The sequence below is a fragment of the Bradyrhizobium sp. CCBAU 53421 genome (genome assembly GCF_015291625.1).
Classification (GTDB): domain Bacteria; phylum Pseudomonadota; class Alphaproteobacteria; order Rhizobiales; family Xanthobacteraceae; genus Bradyrhizobium.
The window spans coordinates 4,193,845-4,210,664 of the sequence record NZ_CP030047.1; the positions used below are offsets into that span (position 1 = coordinate 4,193,845).

Consider the following 16,820-nt stretch of genomic DNA (forward strand, 5'->3'; position numbering starts at 1 on the left):
CCTGTGCGCAATTGCGCACATGGACCCGGCGATCCAGTACGCCGCGGCCATCGGCTCAAGCACTACTGTCTCTGGAATACTGGATCACCAGCATGCGCGGGTGATGACACCGTGTGGGAGGAGCCGCACATTACGAATTCGGAATAATAGAAGAATGCCACTGAGTTGCCCGACGAGTCAAGTAGCCGTGTCCGCCGGCTACTTTGCATGGGGTTGTTTTCGATATTTTGGTCCACGCGACGGCAGGCGATCGCATCCGGCGATCTTATGACCGTCCGCCCTCACCACACCACGCGGAGGCCGGCGGTGCCCATCGAGGGGCTCGGGCAGGTCCGACGAGCTCGATCACGATACCGCTGGCGGCGTTGACGTTGCCGGGCGGAAGCACGACATACCGGTTGCCGACCCCACCCGCCGCTCCGGAGCCAGCCATGAACGCGCCCAACATCGATGCCGTCCCGCCGCAGTCCGACGGCGACGTCGTGAGCTGGCTGACCAACCAGACGCGCGACCAGCGCTTCATCGACAACATCTTCGCCGAGCTCTGCGTCCGGCTGCAGGGCGCGGGCATCCCGCTCAAGCGGGCGACGATGAATCTCCTGATCCAGCATCCGCAATGGCTCGGCGCCCGGATCATGTGGGCCGACGGCAAGCGCGAGGCCGAGATCAACCGGGTCGACTACGATGTCCAGCAGCGCTCGGAATATATCGGCAGTCCGGTCTACGAGATCCATCAGGGCGTCGACGAGGTGCACGAGAAGCTCGAACGTGACCCATCACAGGGCCGCAAGCACGCGCTCTATGACGACATGCGCGCGCAAGGCCTGACCGACTATGTGGCGTGGCCGCTGCTGCATACGCTCGGCAAGCGGCATGTCGTGACGTTCGCGACCGACCGGGCGGGAGGCTTCGATGACGCCCATGTCGCCAGTCTGAAGAAGGTGCTGCCGGTGCTGGCGCTGGTCAGCGAGATCCGGATGAAGAACCGCCTGGCGCGGACGCTGCTCGAGACCTATGTCGGGACGCACGCCGGCGAGATGATCCTGGCCGGTGCGACGCGGCGCGGCAGCGGCACCACGGTGCGTGCCGCGATCATGATCTGCGACCTCAGGGATTTCACCCGCATCTCGGATAGCTGGCCGCGCGATGACGTCATCGATCTGCTCAACGACTATTTCGACGCGATGTCGGAGCCGATCGCGCGGCATGGCGGGGAAATCCTGAAGTTCATCGGCGACGGTCTGCTCGCGATCTTCCCGCTGAGCGATCCCAAGGCCTGCGCCAACCTGCTGCACGCGGTGTCCGAGGCGCGCGAGGCGATGGCGGCGCTGAGCGAAAAGAACAGCATGATGGGCCGGGCGCCGATGAATTACGGCATCGGCGTCCACGTCGGCGACGTCATGTACGGCAATATCGGGTCGCGCAGCCGGCTCGACTTCACCGTGATCGGCCCGGCGGTGAACATGGCCTCGCGGCTCGAAGCGCTGACCAAGCAGTTGAAGAAGAACGTGCTGCTGTCGCGCGCCTTCGCCGATCTGGTCGAGCACGATTTCGCGCTCGAGCATGTCGGCGAGCATGCAGTGCGCGGCTTCAGCGAGCCGATCGAGCTGTTTGCCTATAGCGGCTGAAGGATCTTCAGGCCGGCGTCGCCTTCGGCGCCGGCGCAGCCCGATCGATGAATCCCTTGGCGAGGGCGTGATAGACGCCCTCCTTGCAGATCAGGCGCGAACTCGCATGCGCAATCAGGGCCGCGGCCATCAGCGGCACGACCATCGCGTGATTGTCGGTCATCTCGGTGACGATCACGAAGGCCGTAATCGGGGCCTGAACCACGCCGGCGAAATAGGAGACCATGCCGAGCAGCATGATGGCCGGTAGCGGCGCTCCGTGGAACAGCGGCGCGATGTTGGAGCCGAGCCCGGCGCCGACCGCGAGCGAGGGTGCGAAGATGCCGCCCGGCATGCCGCTGATCGAGGCAAAGGTGGTGGCCAGGAATTTCCAGAGGCTGAAGCTCGCGGGCAATTGCGAGCCGGCTTCGAGCGCGGATTTGACCTGCTGATATCCCGTGCCGTAGATCGCGCCGTCGGACGCGATCCCGCAGATCGCCGCGGCCAATCCGCAGACCGCGGCGAAGCAAACCGGATAGCCTTTGATCGCGCGGCCCACCGGATTGGCAAATCCGCGCGCCATTGCGATCAGGATGCGGCTGAACAGGCCGCCCGCCAGACCTCCGGCGACGCCGCAGATCGGGACCGCGAGCCAGTCGGCGCCGTTGTGCAAGCCCGTCGCGCTGGTGCCGAAATAGGTGTAATTGCCCATCAGAGCGAGCGACGTCAGGCCCGCGGCGATGACCGCGCCGATGATCAGGCTCGAGGTTCGCGTCTCGAAGGCGCGGCTCATTTCCTCGATGCCGAACACGATTCCCGCCAGCGGGGTGTTGAAGGCCGCCGCGACGCCCGCGGCCGCGCCGGCAAGGATCAAGCCGGGTTGACGCCGGGGCGAGAAGCGACCGAGCGCAAACATGATCGACGCGCCGATCTGCACCGTTGGTCCCTCGCGCCCGACCGAGGCGCCGCACAACAGGCCGAACAGGGTCAGCAGGATCTTGCCGGCCGCGACGCGCAGCGAAACCAGGCTTTCGCGCGCGGTCTGGTCGGTCAGATGGCGTGCGGCGATGGCCTGCGGGATGCCGCTGCCCTGTGCGTTCTGAAAGAAGCGATTGGTCAGGAAGACCGACAGGGCGAAGCCTGCGGGCGTCACCACCAGCGAGGCATAACGGACATGCGACACCAGCGCGGAGAAGGCGACCTGCGCCAGATCGGCGAGTTGTGCGAGCGCGACGGCGGCCGCGCCGACGGCAATGCCGCCGAGCAGGAAGATGGCCCGGCGTTGCCAACGCGCGGAAACAATTCTGAGCAGCCGCCTGTGGCGGTTGGAGGGGAAGGCCATTCTGACGGTGTTCCGGCTGATGTCGTGGTCCGGTCCGGACGGATCACGTCATTCCTAGCACGCGTCGGTGGTGGGCGAAGCTCAACAAATCAGCAAGGCATGCCCGCGCAGCGGCCAGATGCCAAAGCCGAAATCTACGATTGTGCGCGAGCAGCAGATATCCCGCCGTCTATCTCCGGCGCCGCTGCTTCCTTGGAAACAGCCGGTCGCGGATGTAGCGCGAGGTCGGCGTCAGGCGAAGTCCGCGCGGCTTCTGCCAGGCGGCGCGGTCGATCTCCTTCTTGTCGCCGATCGCCAGCCTTCCCTTGGCGTTCTTGGCGATGAAGATTGCATCGCTCATCCTGCGGCCGGAACGCTTGTTCTTGGCCGTCACTTCCTTCCACAGGCTGAGCCTGCCGAGCTTGAGCTTCGGCAGCTCTTCCTTGATCTCACGCTTCAGGCAGTCCTTGCCGGTCTCGCGCGCACGCCTGCGTCCGCCGGGGAACATCCACAGCCCGTCAGATCGACGTCGGACCAGAAGGACCTTGCCGCGCTTCGCGGCAACCAGTTTGGAAGACTTCGTCATGTACTGCGCAATGATCGAAACAGAATCGACCCCATTTTAATTTGTCTATTTGAGTAGACAAGTTCCAACGACGAATTGTTCCACAGTCATGTGTCGGCCGTTTGTCTGTCACGGATGGGCCTGAGCACTGAGGAAGTCCTGACGACGCGCGTTCTCGTAAGAGGAGGCTGCAAATGATGAGGTGGCCGGCTGTGACGGTCTGCCGCGGCTTCACCGCAGAGACGCGCACACGTTCGCCGTGATCCCGGCCGGGCGCGTTCGTCCGTGGCTCTCCGGTCTCGTTTCATCGAACATCCTCACGTTGAGTTTGTTGAGAATGAGATACTCCTGGTTCCGTAGCGGGAACCCTGCGATCGCGTGTCGATGACAAAAGCCCATGACAGCCAGCTCCGCCGCTTGACTAGATGTTCTTGTTTTGTTCTAATTGCCCTCCACCGTGAATAGGAGCCCGTCATGGACAACCGTATCAGCGAAATTCGCAGGCAGATCAGGGCGCTGCGCGTCAGTATGCTCGAGGCCGAGGCGATCATGCGACAGCAGATCAACCGGGATGAGGACTGCGCCTTCGTCGCCGGGGATCTCCTGAAGATGCGCCTGGTGATGAGCCGTCTGGTCGAGGAGCGGGGCATGCTGGGCGACCGCGAGCCGATCGTCGTGCATGCGAGCGTTGTGCCGCGCCGCCGCGCCGCGACACCGATCTTTCTTCGCGCGGCGAAGCGAGAGCTCGTCGCCGGCGAAGCGCGTGGGTGATGACGCACCCGGGATGCAGCGGCTGCGCGCCGAGTTGCGCGCGCTCGACGCATCCGTGAACCGGCTCAGGCAGGCCGGACGCGATAGTGCATCGGCGCAGCTTCTGCTGTCGCGCAAGCGCGCCGAGCTGGAGGACGTGATCTGCCGGAGGAAAGATGAGAGAGCCGCTTCGGTATTTCCACGACAGCGATGAACACGCACCCTGGATCAAGGCGCTGGCCGAGGTCCGGCACATGGCGACGCGGGAAGGCTGGTGCTTTCACCACGTGCAGGCGATCATCGTCGCGATCGACCAGTATGCGGAGGCCGCGCTCGGCAACCGCGAGTTCTTTCTCAACCGCCCGCAGACCGTCGGCCCGCTGCGGCGAGGCGAGGTGCCGTAGCGGGCGGGATCGCGTACGACATCTTGCGCGCTGGCGCTGCCGCCGTCACCGCCGTGTGGATGACCTGCTTACGGCAGCACATCCTCACGGCAGCACGTCGGCGGGGTGCTTGTCGCGATGCTCGACATATTCGACACGTGTCCGGTCCGGATGCAGCACCAGCATGTTGCGGCCGGTCGGGACCGGCTTGGGAACCTCGAGGATCGTGGCGCCGACGCCGGGGAGATGCGCCGCGAATGCGTCGATGTCGTCGACCAGAAACGTCAGGTGCGTCGCCGTGAACGGCTTCAGGCTCTGTTCCGTCCCTGCAATGAACAGGATCGAGGCAACCTGCGCTAGTCTGAGATCATATTCGGGATAGTCGAAGCGAAGGCGCGCCTTTTGGCCGATCAACGCTTCGTGGAAGGCCACGGCCTCGTCCAGGCCCTCGAGCGGCAGGTAACGTCTCGCCAGGATATTGAGTATCTTCATCGCCAGGTCCTGCTGTTCTGATGTTGCTGCGGCCGCCATCCGGTCCGGCCAGACGACGCGACAAGGCGCGCCGCCGCTTGCGCAGCACCGCGATCGCGCGATCGATCTGATCGAGCTTATCCTGCATCACCAAGGAGCAGTTGACGCGCGCGCCGCGCCGGCCGTCTTCGAGCGCAGTCAGAAGATTGCGCAGCTCACGGGTCGAGAAACCCGCGGCGATGAGGTCTCTCACCCACGCGGCCCGCTCGATCTCCGACGCCGAGTAGCTTCGATAGCCGTTCGAATTCCGGTGCGGCACGATCAGGCCTGCCGCCTCATAATGCCGAAGCGCCCGGGCACTTACGCCAAGATGGCGTGCCGCCTCCTGAATCCGCATCGCGATCTCCTGTCGAGGGCAGGCTTAGCACCTTCTCATTAGCGTCAATGTCAAGCGCCGTGTTCAGGGCTGCGCCGGGCGCGGCCGGCTGAACCTCGTCAATTCGCCGGCACGGACGCAGGGGCCTATGTCCTGGCCTGCCTGATGTGGCCGGGATGGCCAATCCGCTGCCGGCGACATATCGTGACGGTCCACGGCCGAATCTGGGGCGGATCGTTCATCGCCGGGTCATCTATGTCAGGCCATCGTCAGCGCCGCGCCGGCAGGGGCGGCGGCACATTTCTCGGAGGAGGTTTCGGATGATCAGGGGCTGGCAGATTGCGGCGTCGGCGCTCGCCATCGTCGTGACGGTTGCAACGCTGGGCGCAGAGGCGAACGCGGCGCAGTGCGGCAACGGGCCCGGCGGGTTCGAAGCCTGGAAGGAGCAATTTGCCGGTGAGGCGCGAGCCAAGGGCGTCGGTGCCACCGCGATCGACGCGCTGATGCAGGCACATTACGCCAGCGCGACGATCGCCGCGGATCGCGGCCAGCGCAGCTTCGGCCTGTCGCTCGAGCAGTTCATGGCGAAGCGCGGGTCGGCGACCATCGTGGCGCGCGGCCGCTCGCTGAAGCAGTCGCAGGCGGCGATGTTCGCCTCGATCCAGCAGCGCTACGGCGTGCCACCGGGACCGCTGATCGCGATCTGGGGCATGGAGAGCGGTTTCGGCAGCCAGCGCGGCAACCAGAACATGCTGTCGTCGATCGCGACGCTTGCCTATGACTGCCGCCGTCCGGAGTTCTTCACCGAGCAGCTCTATGCCGCGCTGAAGCTGATCGACCGCGGCAGCCTGTCCGGCAGCACGCGCGGCTCGATGCATGGTGAGATCGGCCAGACCCAGTTCATGCCGAAGAACGTCCTCGCCTATGGTGTCGGCAATCTCGACGTCGCCGCCAATGCGCTGGCCTCGACGGCGAACTTCCTGCGCGCCAATGGCTGGCGCGCCGGCGCCGGCTATCAGCCGGGGGAACCCAACTTCGCCGCGATCGAGGCGTGGAACGCGGCGGGAGTCTATCAGAAGGCGATCGCCATCATGGGACGGCAGATCGACGGCCAATGAGCGCGGGACAGGGTTCCTTCACTGCCTGTTAACGCAACGGTGCCCAGATCGTTTGCGGTGAAACGGAGCAGTTGGAGACAGGCTCCATGCTCAAGAACGGCACCTATGCGGCGTGGTTTCGCACGCCGCTCGCTGACGGTACCGGCATCGTGCACGTCGCCGACGGACGGCTGTGGGGCAGCGATGCCATTATGCTCTACAGCGGCACCTATGAGGTCGATGGCGAACGCTTCTCCGCGGTTCTCACCGCAAGACGGCATTCCGAAGGTCATGCGACCGTGTTCGGCACCGACGACCTCGTAGTACGGCTCGAGGGTGTCTTCAGCGGCACGATCGCGACCTGCACGGGCAGGGCTGACGCCGTGCCCGATCTCGCCTTCGAGGTGACGCTGATGCCGAGCCACGACGTGCCGCCCGAGCCGCCGCCGGATCTGCCGCTGCCGAAGTTCGATCCGAGCAGGCTGCCGAAATTGCCGAAGCGCTCCGGCCGCTAACATCTCCTTACGCGTCGCTGGGACCTGCGGTCTCCGGAAACGGTGCGCCGGGGATATAGAGCTTCAGCGGGCGGATCTCGTAGACCGCCGACGGGTTGACGCTGCGCAGGTCGCGCGCCGCCGCGATCGCTTCGGCCTCATCGGCGCAATTGATCACGTAGAAGCCGAGCAGCTGCTCCTTGGTTTCCGCGAACGGGCCGTCGATCACCATGCCGTGGCCGGGCCCACGTAGGGTGCTGGCCTTGCGCGTCTCGTCGAGCCGTGCGGCCGGGCCGAGCCGGCCCTTCAGCCGTTGATGGACCTCGCGAAGACCCGCCATGACGGCTGCGTCCTCTTCGGCATTCCACGACTTGACCTCGGCTTCGACGTGGTAGGCCAGGATGGCATAAAGCATCTCGTGAGCTCCTCATTTCCAATGCGGCAGGCGCCAAAGCGCGATGATTGTTCGAGCATGATCTGTCCGGAAGATCGCTTCGCACTTTTCCGGATCATGCTCTAGGACGTCGCTTGCGCGCCCATGCCGACATTTCATCTGTAGCGGACCGGCCGGTTTTTCGGCTGCGACAATGTATCCCCCCGGCGGCATGGCGGCGGCGCGTGGCGCGGGCCGGACAGCCAAAAAGGCGCGGCGGATGAGCTTCCGCCGCGCCCCCGATTTTGTTGTCTCGCTGGTCCAGGGCTGAGAGCGCCCCGATGCCAGGCTGATTACTCAGCGCCTAGCGGGCGATCCCAGCGAGGTGACAGCGCTTGAGACAAGACACTAGATCACCTCCTTTCTTTGTTGATGGGACCTGCAATATAGGTGGCGAATCCGCCGCTGTTAAGGCCGCCATCCGCCCGATTCGAGCCAGGATCGGGCGGATTGCGTGGAAATGTTTGCGTTTGCCGGACGACAAAGCCGTACACCGTGGCAGTTGAGACGGCCGTCCGGCCGTGTTAGGGGATCGTCCGACGCGGGTGTAGCTCAATGGTAGAGCAGCAGCCTTCCAAGCTGAATACGAGGGTTCGATTCCCTTCACCCGCTCCAATGTTTTCAATCACTTGAGGCACAACCCCGACTCCATTCGGACAAAGCGGCTGCCGCTCATTCGGACAAATGTCTGCCGTTCGTTCGTGTTGCTCGACGCTTTTTGGTGCCGGTTGCGATCTGTCTTGTGGTTCGCTTCACGTAGCGCGGTAGCACCTTCGGCGAGCTGTGCCGGCCCTGTGCCATGATCTCGCGATCGGTCAACTCGGCATCGCCCGTCTCGGTGAAACCGCCGTGTCTGAAGCTGGCGAATGATAGCTCATCGCGCATCTGCGCGGCGCGGATGATCGCCTTCACCTTTCGCGACACGTGGGTGAAGTCAGGCGCGTCCGGTTGCGGCCATGTTGGCCATGGCCCTTTGCTGCCCCAATCCCGCCGCAACATCAGCCCGCCGATGCGATGGCGCTTGAGGGCGTCCAACTCGGCCATCAGTTCGGGATAGAGTCAATGCCTGTTTCCGGATCAAATAGCGGAATCCAGCTCTCGGTTCCGGTCTTGGCATCGATCACCCGCACCATGTTCGGCCGTTCTTTCGGGCGGTAGTGCGACAAATCGAACGTCGCAAAGATGTCAGTCTCCCGCTGCAGCCATTCCCAGCCGATCAGCGCGGCGGTTGCCAGCGATGACAAGCCCAGCTCTACAGCCTTGCCGCGGAACGCGATCAGTTCCTCATAGGTCGCAGTCGGAGTCTGGCGGTCGGAGGATTCCAGGCCCATCTTTGCGAACGGGTTGACCAATGGAATGGTGCCGGCGACAATCATCTTCGGATTGCGGCGGGCACAGATGAACCACGCGCGACGGCAAGACTTCATCGCGTGGTTGACCGTGGTGCGCCGTTCGCGCTCCACCACATTGCCTTTCGCGTCGGCGACCTTGACGACCAGCAGCTTCTCATAGAGGTCGTCAGTGATTGACGTATCGATGGCAGTCATCGGCCTCTGCCCTAGTCGCGTGCCGTCTTTGAGGATGTAGCCGCCAACCAGCCTGAAGCCGTTTTCGTGATTGCGCTTGTGCTTGGCCGATAGCTTTTTGTAACGACGATCAGCGCGATACTCGGCAAACATCCAATCGAGCGTCCCAAGCTTGACAATGGCTGGTAACTCGGCCGGTGCATCACCGCGCATGCGCCACGCATCAAAGGCAGGAAGTAGGATCTTCTCGGCGCGTTCGACTGCGGCAGTGTAGTCGGTGCCGAGCGGGCTGTTCTCGATCTTGCAGCCGGCCTTCCTGGCCCATGACGGCACGTGGAAGAAGTAACCCCAGTCGCCGCTCTGGAGCGGCTTGCGCTCGACATAGCGGGGCAACGGGAGGGCGGTGCGGAGCGGTTTCATCAGAGCAGCCCCCGGAGATCGTCTGACGTGTCGCTGACTCCCCTATCCTGATCCGACCCGGCGTCGGCAACAACGATGATTCGTCCATCTGGTGAAATCTCGACCCGGCCAACCGTCACGCCGGCCGCCGCTACGGCCCTGACGGCCTTGGTGACGTCGGTCTGTTTGAAGGCTTGCCTGGCGCGAGACATTACGCCGTCCCTGCGTTTGGCCGCCGATCGAGATAGTCCGGTATGTCTAGCCCGTCATCTGGCGCGAGTGGGGCGGACTCGGTCCTCGGCGCGGTGGTCTCCTCGGCCTCGATCGCCTTCTGCTTGGCCTGGTCGACCTCGGCCAACAGGTCCATAGCTTCACGCAGTTCGTCTCGCGAACACGCGTCGGCCAGTGCCGCCGCGAAACACGATCAGGCGTCTAACGGCTTCACTGAAGAATCTTCGCTCGGCAGAACCTGATCCGAATGGTTGTTCTGCTCGAACCGGACCAGAAGATGAAGGACCGGGGTGTACTCGTGCTGTTGGAGGCGTGGTCACGACCTCCGGACGGGACTTCGGCTTGGTGGTCGGTATCGGCTTAATCGACTTCGATTTGTTGGTCGGCTGACGCCTGCCCTTGGTGTCGACAACTCTCTCGACGTGGGGAATGCTCCCCACGCGTTCCTGTTCGCGTCGAACGGCAGCGACCGTCTTGTGATCCACCTTGGCTATCTCAGCGGTCGCGCGGTCGGATCTCTCCGGGCTTTCTTGCAGAAGCTTCGCGATCAGATCGCGCTTGGTCTCCTGCGTCAGGTGTCGCCGGTGGATATTGGCGCTCGCAATGTACTCGACGGGATCGTATAGGATGACGTTGACCGCAGCGGCCATTGACCTCGTGCCATGGTTAAACTCGAGGTTGAGGTCGACCTGTTCGCCATGTGGGTCAAAGGCTTCAACTTCCCAGCGATACTTCGTCTGGGACTTCCTCACGATCTTGACCTGAAGCCCGACCCGCTCCATTGCGTCCAGTCGGTTGCGGCCGTCGATCAACAGCGCCTTGTTGTCCTCGACTATGACAGCGATCGGGCTGGCCAAGCCATTGCGCTTGATGTCCTCGCCGAGAGCGGCCAGCTCTTCATCAGTGAGCATGGGGAACAGATCGGCGGCGGGATGTACTGGGAGATGATCGCGCCAGGACATCATCGCCCCCCCGGCCGCTTCGCCCAACCCTCGGGATCGGCGACCCATGCATTGATTTCGGTGCATCGCCATCCAAAGCGATGCGGCGAAATACGGATGCGCCGAGGGAACAAGCCGCGCTTCTCCATGCGCTGGCGTGTCGGGTCGCGAAGCCGCGTTATCTTCTCGACTTCGGTCGGGAGTAGGAATTCGGGATTTGCAACGCTCATGAGACAAGCCCATCACAACATGGTGGATGTTGCGCGGGGGCCCCTTTGGTCCAATCAATCCCCGCTGGGCCAGTCCCCCTGACACCGCACCGTTTAGCGTGAAGGGGCGCGGTTGTTTCCTCAAAGAGGTCGGGAGTTGTCGGTCCTCATATGGTTTTGAGCGCTAGGGTAGTCAAGAGTCAGTCTCCGGCTCGAACGAAAAGCCGCATGAACAAACGTTCAGCCGCCGTTGAACGCGCTCCCCGGCGCGCGCTATTGCTCGCGAGCAAGCGCGTGAAGAGCAGCATCGATACCGGCGACAAGCTCGCGGCAAACAGGCGAAGGCATCTGCGAGAGACGATTGCGAAGAACCTCGAGACCTGCCACGGCTTGCTCGATCTCGGCGCCGGCTGCGCGTTCTCGTAGCCGGTCCATTTCTTGGGCGTCGATGCGACGGGCATTTGCATACCAAAGATCCCTGGTCCTGCTGTAGGTGAAGTCCAATCGCCTCGCGGCTCGGTAGATTGCTGCCTTGACGCTGTCGCCGACGGGCCTAGGCTCGGCGCAGCGATGTACTAGGTTCCGTGCTTCCTCGATCGGAGAGACACAGGGCGATCGCGCCAAGGTCGGACGGGCCGGAGCCGCATAGCTCCGCCGCTCACTGGCAAGGTGCATTTGGTTGCTCGCGGATTGAATATTTGATAGAAAAGCTATTAATGCATCTGAAGGCGGAAATCAATAGAAATTCTATCAGTGGGGCAAAAATGATTTCGGTTCGTCAACTCAAAGCCGCGCGCGTACTTTTGGCATGGTCGCAGGAGGACTTGGCTCAGGCCTCGGGAATATCTGAGCCGACAATTGCTCGTCTTGAATCGGTTGACGGACCTGTAGGGGGGAGACCAGAGACGGCCTCTGCCTTGGTCGGAGCCCTCGAAAAAGCCGGCGTCGAGTTCATCCCGGAGAACGGGGGAGGGGCTGGGGTGAGGCTTAGGAAAAAGAAGCGTTAGAAAACGGAGCCGCTCATGGCGCCCAGCGCTCTGCATGCACAAGAGTTGAACCGACGTTCTAGGTCGTGCCCGCAACCTACTGCGGGACAGGGATTGCCTGCTTGCGTCGCGGAGGGGCGAATGCTCCTTGCGCCATATGATGTCATCTGAGTGAATCTGTAATCGTCTCTAACCGCGGGTCGGACCGAGACTGGTCTGATTATTCGACCTTGGAATTCGCATTCCTCGTTGCTTCTTGTCGCGCAGGGTGACGTACATCATCGCGGCCATTAAGGCGTCGTTGAACGCGTCATGTTGAGGAAGCGAAGGGATTTCGAGGTCCGCGAGAATTGCGGAGAACGAGAGATCGATGGAGATGTTAGGGTGCGCATCACCGTACTTCCGCTCGTAGTAGAGGCTGGAGATCTCGATACGGGGGTTTGGCAGTTCGATTCCAATGAACGGAAGAATATATTTGTCCAGCATCGCGATGTCGAAATCGACGTAGTATCCGACCAACGGCCGCCCGCCTACGAAATGCAGAAAGTCGGGCAGCAACTTCCGGATCGGGGATCCATGCTCAACGTCGACCTGACGCAGGCGGTGTATCTTGATCGCATCCGCCCGTATGCTTGCGTCGGGACGTACGACCCTCTCGAACCGTTCACTTGTCAGAATGCGGTTGCCCCTGATCTTGATAGCGCCGATGCTTATGATGTCGTCCGTACGTACGTTTAGTCCCGTGGTCTCGCAATCGATCGCGACAACTTCGTCCGCAGGACCGCGCTCGAACATGAATCGATATGACTGGTCGCCGATTGACGCTTGGTGAAACAGGCGTTTTATCGCGCGCGCAATCACGTCAGAAGACACCGAGATTGAAGTGATGGCGAATGAATTCGCGGAACTTCTTGACGACATAGAATGAGTCACGCAGGAGATCACGTTCCATACTCGACAAGGATGCCGGTCGCACCAGCGTGCCTGTGGCGCCGGCTGACTCCGCTAGTTGTCCGTCGAGACGCAGCATCAGCATGAAGTTGAAAGCTTGATGGAGCTCGCGGGCGAATTCGGCATGCAAGATGCCCATTTCGCGTAGACGGTTGATGCGCCTATCCGTCGCGGTCTCCATCAACCCATGCTCGAGAGCGAGGCTGCGAACGCCATGCACAATCGGAAATAGACCGCCTTTCTTCAGGTCGATCGCGTCGCCATTGCCCGCAGATGTGATCAAGTTCTTGAACAGGCCAATCGGTGTCGCGAAGAGGTCTATAGCCCGTGCGAACTGCGCGAGGAACGCCTGCTCCCCACGTGCCGTCTCGATCAACGTAGTCTTCGCTTTGGCCAGAAGTGTCGCTTTGCCGGCAACGCACCGCGCGTCAAAAAGTATCGCGACGTTCAGATGAGCGGTATCGTCAGGCAACGTGAGCCAGTTGCGTATGTCGGCGATATAATCGGGCAGCGGTTTGGACCACGCTGGATTGCTCACCATCACGTGTCCGGGGCACGGCGGAAAGCCAAAGGCTGACAGTGCATCGGAGAACGCGGTACGGAATGCATCAAGCGTGGTCTTGTCGACTGCACCTGACAGGATGAGAGCGTTGTCTTGATCTGTGCGGGCAGTCTGCTCAGCTCGGCCCTCGCTTCCCATGACCATCAGGCACCCGCCAGCGCGAATGTCGGCCGGCGCCACGAGGTCGAACAATCTGGAAAACAGACGCTGGTTCAAATCGGAAACAATTTCGCCAATCAACTCGACGCCGATCCCTTGGCGGCGCAGGGTCCGCACCTGGGCCGCTATCTGGCGAGCGGCAGCCGCCAGGTCGTCTTGATTCGCCGCGCGCTCAATACGTCCTGCAATGACCTGAGCGCTACCGGCGAGGAAGCCCAGTACATCGATGTCCTCCAGGATGCCGACGAAACGTTCGTCGTCGCGAATGACCACGCGGCGCTTGTTGAGCTTGGTCATGAGCACTAGCGCTGACGACACGAAATCGTCGGGTCGCAGTGTAACCAGGTCGAAGTGCGCAAGATCGCGAACAGATGTTTGAATAGATTGGCGCCGTAACACAACGGCTTTTGACAGGTTCATGCCCGTGATGATGCCGGTCCGTTGGCCGTCGCGAACAAACAATGCGTTGCTGTTAATCTCTTGCATTTTGCGGCCAGCCGTTTCCACGGTGTCGTCGCCTTCAACGAAGGCAGCAGGGTGCAAAAAAAGCTCGGAAATGCGAGCGCGCATCATAGATCCGTGCCTCTGTTCATCCTGATCCCTGACGAAATCATCCAGTTTGCGCGCGATATCGTGGTAGAAGAACGAGGCAAACCTCGGATTATTCTGGATCAGGTCGAGCACCGCAGCTCGCGGAGCGGAGTAGCATAACGTTTCGTCACGCGCGAGAAAGGCATGACCGCTCTTGCCGTGCACCAGGGCGCGGCTATCGAAGCTGTCCTTGGGGCCGAGCAAAGCCAGCAGATCGGTCCCGTCGCGCTCCTCTATGGTGCCTTTGATGACGACGAAGAGGGCCTGCGAAGGGCTGCCTTGATCGATGACCGGTTCACCGGGTCGAAAGTAGACGATATCCAACGCCGCACGAAGCGTCTCCACTTCGTGCGGCGTCAGACGATCAAACGGTGGATTTGCGGCATCAAAAGCCTTGGGCATTCGCAATTGTGCCTATTTTCCATAGAGCGAGAGGTTCAATGACTGGTAGCGCTTGCTGCTCCGATGCCAGTCTGGCTCCGGACGAATTGCGCGTCGAAGCCGTCGCGGTCAGTGCCGGCACGCGCGCTACGGTCCAGAACTGAGATCAGCCAGATGGAAACGAATGCAATTGCCATCGAGAACAGAGCAGGGTTGTCCAGCTTAATGGGGGCCGATCCCTTCGCAAAGCCGAGGGTCACCTCCCACACTGCCGGCGACAGGATGACGCCGACGACGGCGCTGATCAGGCCGAGCAGGCCTCCAATCAAGGCACCCCTCGTGGTGAGGTTCTTCCAGAAGATCGACATCACCAGTACCGGGAAGTTGCAGGACGCCGCGATGGCAAAGGCAAGGCCAACCATGAAGGCGACGTTTTGGTTCTCGAAGATGATGCCAAGCACGATTGCGAGCATGCCCAGGAACAACGTCGCTATCTTTGAGACACGAACTTCGTCCTGTTCATTGGCATGGCCCCCCTTGATTACCATGGCGTAGATATCATGGCTGATGGAGGAAGCTCCTGCGAGCGCCAGGCCGGAGACCACCGCGAGGATGGTGGCGAAAGCGACGGCCGAAATGAAGCCGAGGAACAGATTGCCACCTACTGCGTCCGCCAGATGGATCGCGGCCATGTTCGACCCGCCTTTGATCGCGGCGATCCCGCTTTTGGTTTTCTCGAGAATCCCTGCGTCGAGGAACGCCAGATCGGTCGAGACGAGCGTGATGGCGCCGAATCCGATGATGAAGGTCAAGATGTAGAAATAGCCAATGAAGCCTGTCGCATAGAATACCGACTTGCGTGCGGCCTGCGCGTCTTTCACCGTGAAGAAACGCATCAGGATATGGGGCAAACCGGCGGTGCCGAACATAAGGGCCAAGCCGAGTGAAATGGCCGATAGCGGATTTGAAATCAGGCTGCCGGGTTCCATGATGGCCAGTTTCTTGGGATGGACTTCGGTTGCCTTGGCGAACAGTGCTTCCGGGCTGAACCCGAATTTGTAAAGCACGGCTCCTGCCATGAACGTCGCGCCGAACAGCAACAGCACAGCCTTGATGATCTGTACCCAGGTTGTGGCTTTCATGCCGCCAAAGGTGACGTAGATCATCATGAGGCCGCCGACCAGGACGACGGCGATCCAATAGTCCAGTCCGAAAAGCAGCTGGATCAGCTTGCCGGCGCCGACCATCTGTGCGATCAGGTAGAAGGCAACGGTCACCAGCGAACCGCATGCCGCCAGGACGCGTATCCGCGTCTGGCCGAGCCGAAATGATGCGACGTCGGCGAATGTGAACTTGCCGAGATTGCGGAGTTGCTCGGCAATCAGGAATGTGACAACAGGCCAGCCGACAAGCCAGCCGACCGAGTAGATCAGGCCGTCGTACCCTGAGGTATAGACAAGGCCTGAGATACCGAGGAAGGACGCTGCCGACATATAGTCGCCGGCGATCGCGAGACCATTCTGGCCGGCCGAGATGCCGCCGCCCGCCGAGTAGAAGTCCGCGGCCGAAACCGTCCGTTTCGATGCCCAATAGGTTATTACAAGGGTCAGGGACACGAACCCGATGAACATGCCAATGGCGGCCCAATTGACCGCTTGCCTGGCGCCGCCATCAATCGTTCCAGCCGCAAATGCAACCGAAGGCAAGCAAACGAGCAACGTTACGAACAGGTGGCAAATCTTTTTCATTGGCGGCGGGCTCCAACAATCTTGCGGATCAGAGGGTCATATTTTGAATTCGCTTTGCTGACGTAGATGCCTGTCAGCAGAAATGCCGAAACAATGACCAGTAGCCCGATGGGAATGCCAATGGTCGTGACGCCTGCTCCTATAGGGGTGCCCAGGAAGTGCGGAGCGTAGGCGACGAGCAGGATGAAGCCGAAATATACGATCAGCATGATCGCCGACAGCGTCCAGCCAAGGGACGAACGGCGGCGAACTAGTTCCTGATAATCTGGGTCTTGCTCAATCTTTTGGTGGGCGTTCAATTGTCGGGTCCCTTCGAGTGAGTGGAAGAGCGTCTGGCCGCGCGGAGCGGCGTTCATTTCCAGCGTATTCAACGTCGGGCTCTTGCGGGCGTGAGGCGCGCGGACTCACAGCAGTCGCTGTTGAGCGATGTGAATATGTAGGATCGAAAAGGAGGGGTCTTGATGCAGATCAAATGTCGCGTGTGCGCATTGATCGGCTGGTCTTGAGCGAAGATATCTCTGTTGCGGTGTCTGCAAAGCAAGCTGCAGAGGCGTGCTTTTTGATGGAGATCAACCCGGCATCGATCACATGATCATATATGGCGCATGAGTGGGGGAGTTGGACAAAGCAGCCAGTCGG

At 61.6% G+C, this 16,820-nt stretch carries 20 protein-coding genes and 1 tRNA gene; 8 read left to right on the top strand and 13 right to left on the bottom strand.

The features are described 5' to 3' along the window. The first annotated feature begins 431 nt into the window (after positions 1-431). The gene (locus tag XH92_RS19880) at positions 432-1,628 is read left to right on the top strand and encodes an adenylate/guanylate cyclase domain-containing protein (RefSeq protein ID WP_194460698.1); all 1,197 of its coding nucleotides are present in this window, start codon (positions 432-434) and stop codon (positions 1,626-1,628) included. A 7-nt stretch (positions 1,629-1,635) separates the two neighbouring features. Here the strand turns inward: XH92_RS19880 and XH92_RS19885 are convergent, their stop codons facing one another. Both XH92_RS19885 and XH92_RS19890 read right to left on the bottom strand, forming a co-directional pair. Next, positions 1,636-2,949, bottom strand: coding sequence for a chloride channel protein (locus XH92_RS19885; protein ID WP_194460699.1), 1,314 nt, complete (start codon positions 2,947-2,949; stop codon positions 1,636-1,638). Positions 2,950-3,118: 169 nt separating this feature from the next. Continuing rightward, the gene (locus tag XH92_RS19890) at positions 3,119-3,514 is read right to left on the bottom strand and encodes an NUDIX hydrolase (RefSeq protein ID WP_092115072.1); all 396 of its coding nucleotides are present in this window, start codon (positions 3,512-3,514) and stop codon (positions 3,119-3,121) included. A 453-nt stretch (positions 3,515-3,967) separates the two neighbouring features. Between XH92_RS19890 and XH92_RS19895 the strand changes: the two genes are divergently transcribed. Then, positions 3,968-4,264 (top strand): hypothetical protein, encoded by a 297-nt coding sequence (locus tag XH92_RS19895; RefSeq protein ID WP_194460700.1) that lies wholly within the window; start codon positions 3,968-3,970, stop codon positions 4,262-4,264. Between the two features lie 155 nt (positions 4,265-4,419). Further along, a complete protein-coding gene (locus tag XH92_RS19900) occupies positions 4,420-4,647 on the top strand; it encodes a hypothetical protein (protein WP_194460701.1) in 228 nt (75 codons plus the stop codon). Positions 4,648-4,731: 84 nt separating this feature from the next. Here XH92_RS19900 and XH92_RS19905 read toward each other — a convergent pair whose 3' ends face one another. Together XH92_RS19905 and XH92_RS43915 are read right to left on the bottom strand one after the other, a co-directional pair. Further along, positions 4,732-5,058 (bottom strand): VOC family protein, encoded by a 327-nt coding sequence (locus tag XH92_RS19905; RefSeq protein WP_210345565.1) that lies wholly within the window; start codon positions 5,056-5,058, stop codon positions 4,732-4,734. Then, positions 4,994-5,494: a MerR family transcriptional regulator gene (locus XH92_RS43915; RefSeq protein WP_210345566.1), complete on the bottom strand. Its 501-nt coding sequence runs from the start codon at positions 5,492-5,494 to the stop codon at positions 4,994-4,996. Before XH92_RS43915 ends, XH92_RS19905 begins: the two co-directional genes overlap by 65 nt. A gap of 299 nt (positions 5,495-5,793) precedes the next feature. Here XH92_RS43915 and XH92_RS19915 point away from each other — a divergent pair, with 299 nt between their 5' ends. Next, positions 5,794-6,591, top strand: coding sequence for a lytic transglycosylase domain-containing protein (locus XH92_RS19915; protein WP_194460703.1), 798 nt, complete (start codon positions 5,794-5,796; stop codon positions 6,589-6,591). Positions 6,592-6,677: 86 nt separating this feature from the next. Then, positions 6,678-7,085 (top strand): hypothetical protein, encoded by a 408-nt coding sequence (locus tag XH92_RS19920; RefSeq protein WP_194460704.1) that lies wholly within the window; start codon positions 6,678-6,680, stop codon positions 7,083-7,085. A gap of 7 nt (positions 7,086-7,092) precedes the next feature. Here the strand turns inward: XH92_RS19920 and XH92_RS19925 are convergent, their stop codons facing one another. Next, positions 7,093-7,479: a YciI family protein gene (locus XH92_RS19925; protein WP_194460705.1), complete on the bottom strand. Its 387-nt coding sequence runs from the start codon at positions 7,477-7,479 to the stop codon at positions 7,093-7,095. 559 nt (positions 7,480-8,038) lie between these two features. Here XH92_RS19925 and XH92_RS19930 point away from each other — a divergent pair. Beyond that, positions 8,039-8,112, top strand: a tRNA-Gly gene (locus tag XH92_RS19930). Between the two features lie 57 nt (positions 8,113-8,169). Here XH92_RS19930 and XH92_RS19935 read toward each other — a convergent pair. From XH92_RS19935 to XH92_RS43920, 4 genes are all read right to left on the bottom strand, one after another. Beyond that, the gene (locus XH92_RS19935) at positions 8,170-8,532 is read right to left on the bottom strand and encodes a hypothetical protein (RefSeq protein WP_194460706.1); all 363 of its coding nucleotides are present in this window, start codon (positions 8,530-8,532) and stop codon (positions 8,170-8,172) included. A gap of 8 nt (positions 8,533-8,540) precedes the next feature. Continuing rightward, positions 8,541-9,443, bottom strand: a complete 903-nt coding sequence (locus XH92_RS19940) for a hypothetical protein (RefSeq protein ID WP_194460707.1) — start codon at positions 9,441-9,443, stop codon at positions 8,541-8,543. 350 nt (positions 9,444-9,793) lie between these two features. Continuing rightward, a complete protein-coding gene (locus XH92_RS19945) occupies positions 9,794-10,615 on the bottom strand; it encodes a ParB/Srx family N-terminal domain-containing protein (protein ID WP_194460708.1) in 822 nt (273 codons plus the stop codon). Next, positions 10,615-10,824: an AlpA family transcriptional regulator gene (locus XH92_RS43920; RefSeq protein ID WP_194460709.1), complete on the bottom strand. Its 210-nt coding sequence runs from the start codon at positions 10,822-10,824 to the stop codon at positions 10,615-10,617. Before XH92_RS43920 ends, XH92_RS19945 begins: the two co-directional genes overlap by 1 nt. A 207-nt stretch (positions 10,825-11,031) precedes the next feature. Between XH92_RS43920 and XH92_RS19955 the strand changes: the two genes are divergently transcribed. Both XH92_RS19955 and XH92_RS19960 read left to right on the top strand, forming a co-directional pair. Further along, positions 11,032-11,229 carry a hypothetical protein gene (locus XH92_RS19955; protein WP_194460710.1) on the top strand — a complete coding sequence of 66 codons (198 nt, stop codon included), beginning with the start codon at positions 11,032-11,034 and terminating at the stop codon, positions 11,227-11,229. Positions 11,230-11,567: 338 nt separating this feature from the next. Then, the gene (locus XH92_RS19960; RefSeq protein ID WP_194461339.1) at positions 11,568-11,810 is read left to right on the top strand and encodes a helix-turn-helix transcriptional regulator; all 243 of its coding nucleotides are present in this window, start codon (positions 11,568-11,570) and stop codon (positions 11,808-11,810) included. 168 nt (positions 11,811-11,978) lie between these two features. Here XH92_RS19960 and XH92_RS19965 read toward each other — a convergent pair whose 3' ends face one another. The 4 genes from XH92_RS19965 to XH92_RS19980 are packed head-to-tail and all read right to left on the bottom strand — an operon-like array spanning position 11,979 to position 16,552. Then, positions 11,979-12,650, bottom strand: coding sequence for a 3'-5' exonuclease (locus tag XH92_RS19965; RefSeq protein WP_194460711.1), 672 nt, complete (start codon positions 12,648-12,650; stop codon positions 11,979-11,981). Position 12,651: 1 nt separating this feature from the next. After that, the gene (locus XH92_RS19970; RefSeq protein WP_246788497.1) at positions 12,652-14,454 is read right to left on the bottom strand and encodes a putative nucleotidyltransferase substrate binding domain-containing protein; all 1,803 of its coding nucleotides are present in this window, start codon (positions 14,452-14,454) and stop codon (positions 12,652-12,654) included. Positions 14,455-14,489: 35 nt separating this feature from the next. Next, positions 14,490-16,181: a cation acetate symporter gene (locus XH92_RS19975; protein ID WP_194460712.1), complete on the bottom strand. Its 1,692-nt coding sequence runs from the start codon at positions 16,179-16,181 to the stop codon at positions 14,490-14,492. Next, on the bottom strand, positions 16,178-16,552 hold the full coding sequence (locus tag XH92_RS19980) for a DUF485 domain-containing protein (protein ID WP_371818056.1): 375 nt from the start codon (positions 16,550-16,552) through the stop codon (positions 16,178-16,180). The genes XH92_RS19975 and XH92_RS19980 overlap by 4 nt, the downstream gene beginning before the upstream one ends. Positions 16,553-16,820: the final 268 nt, after the last annotated feature.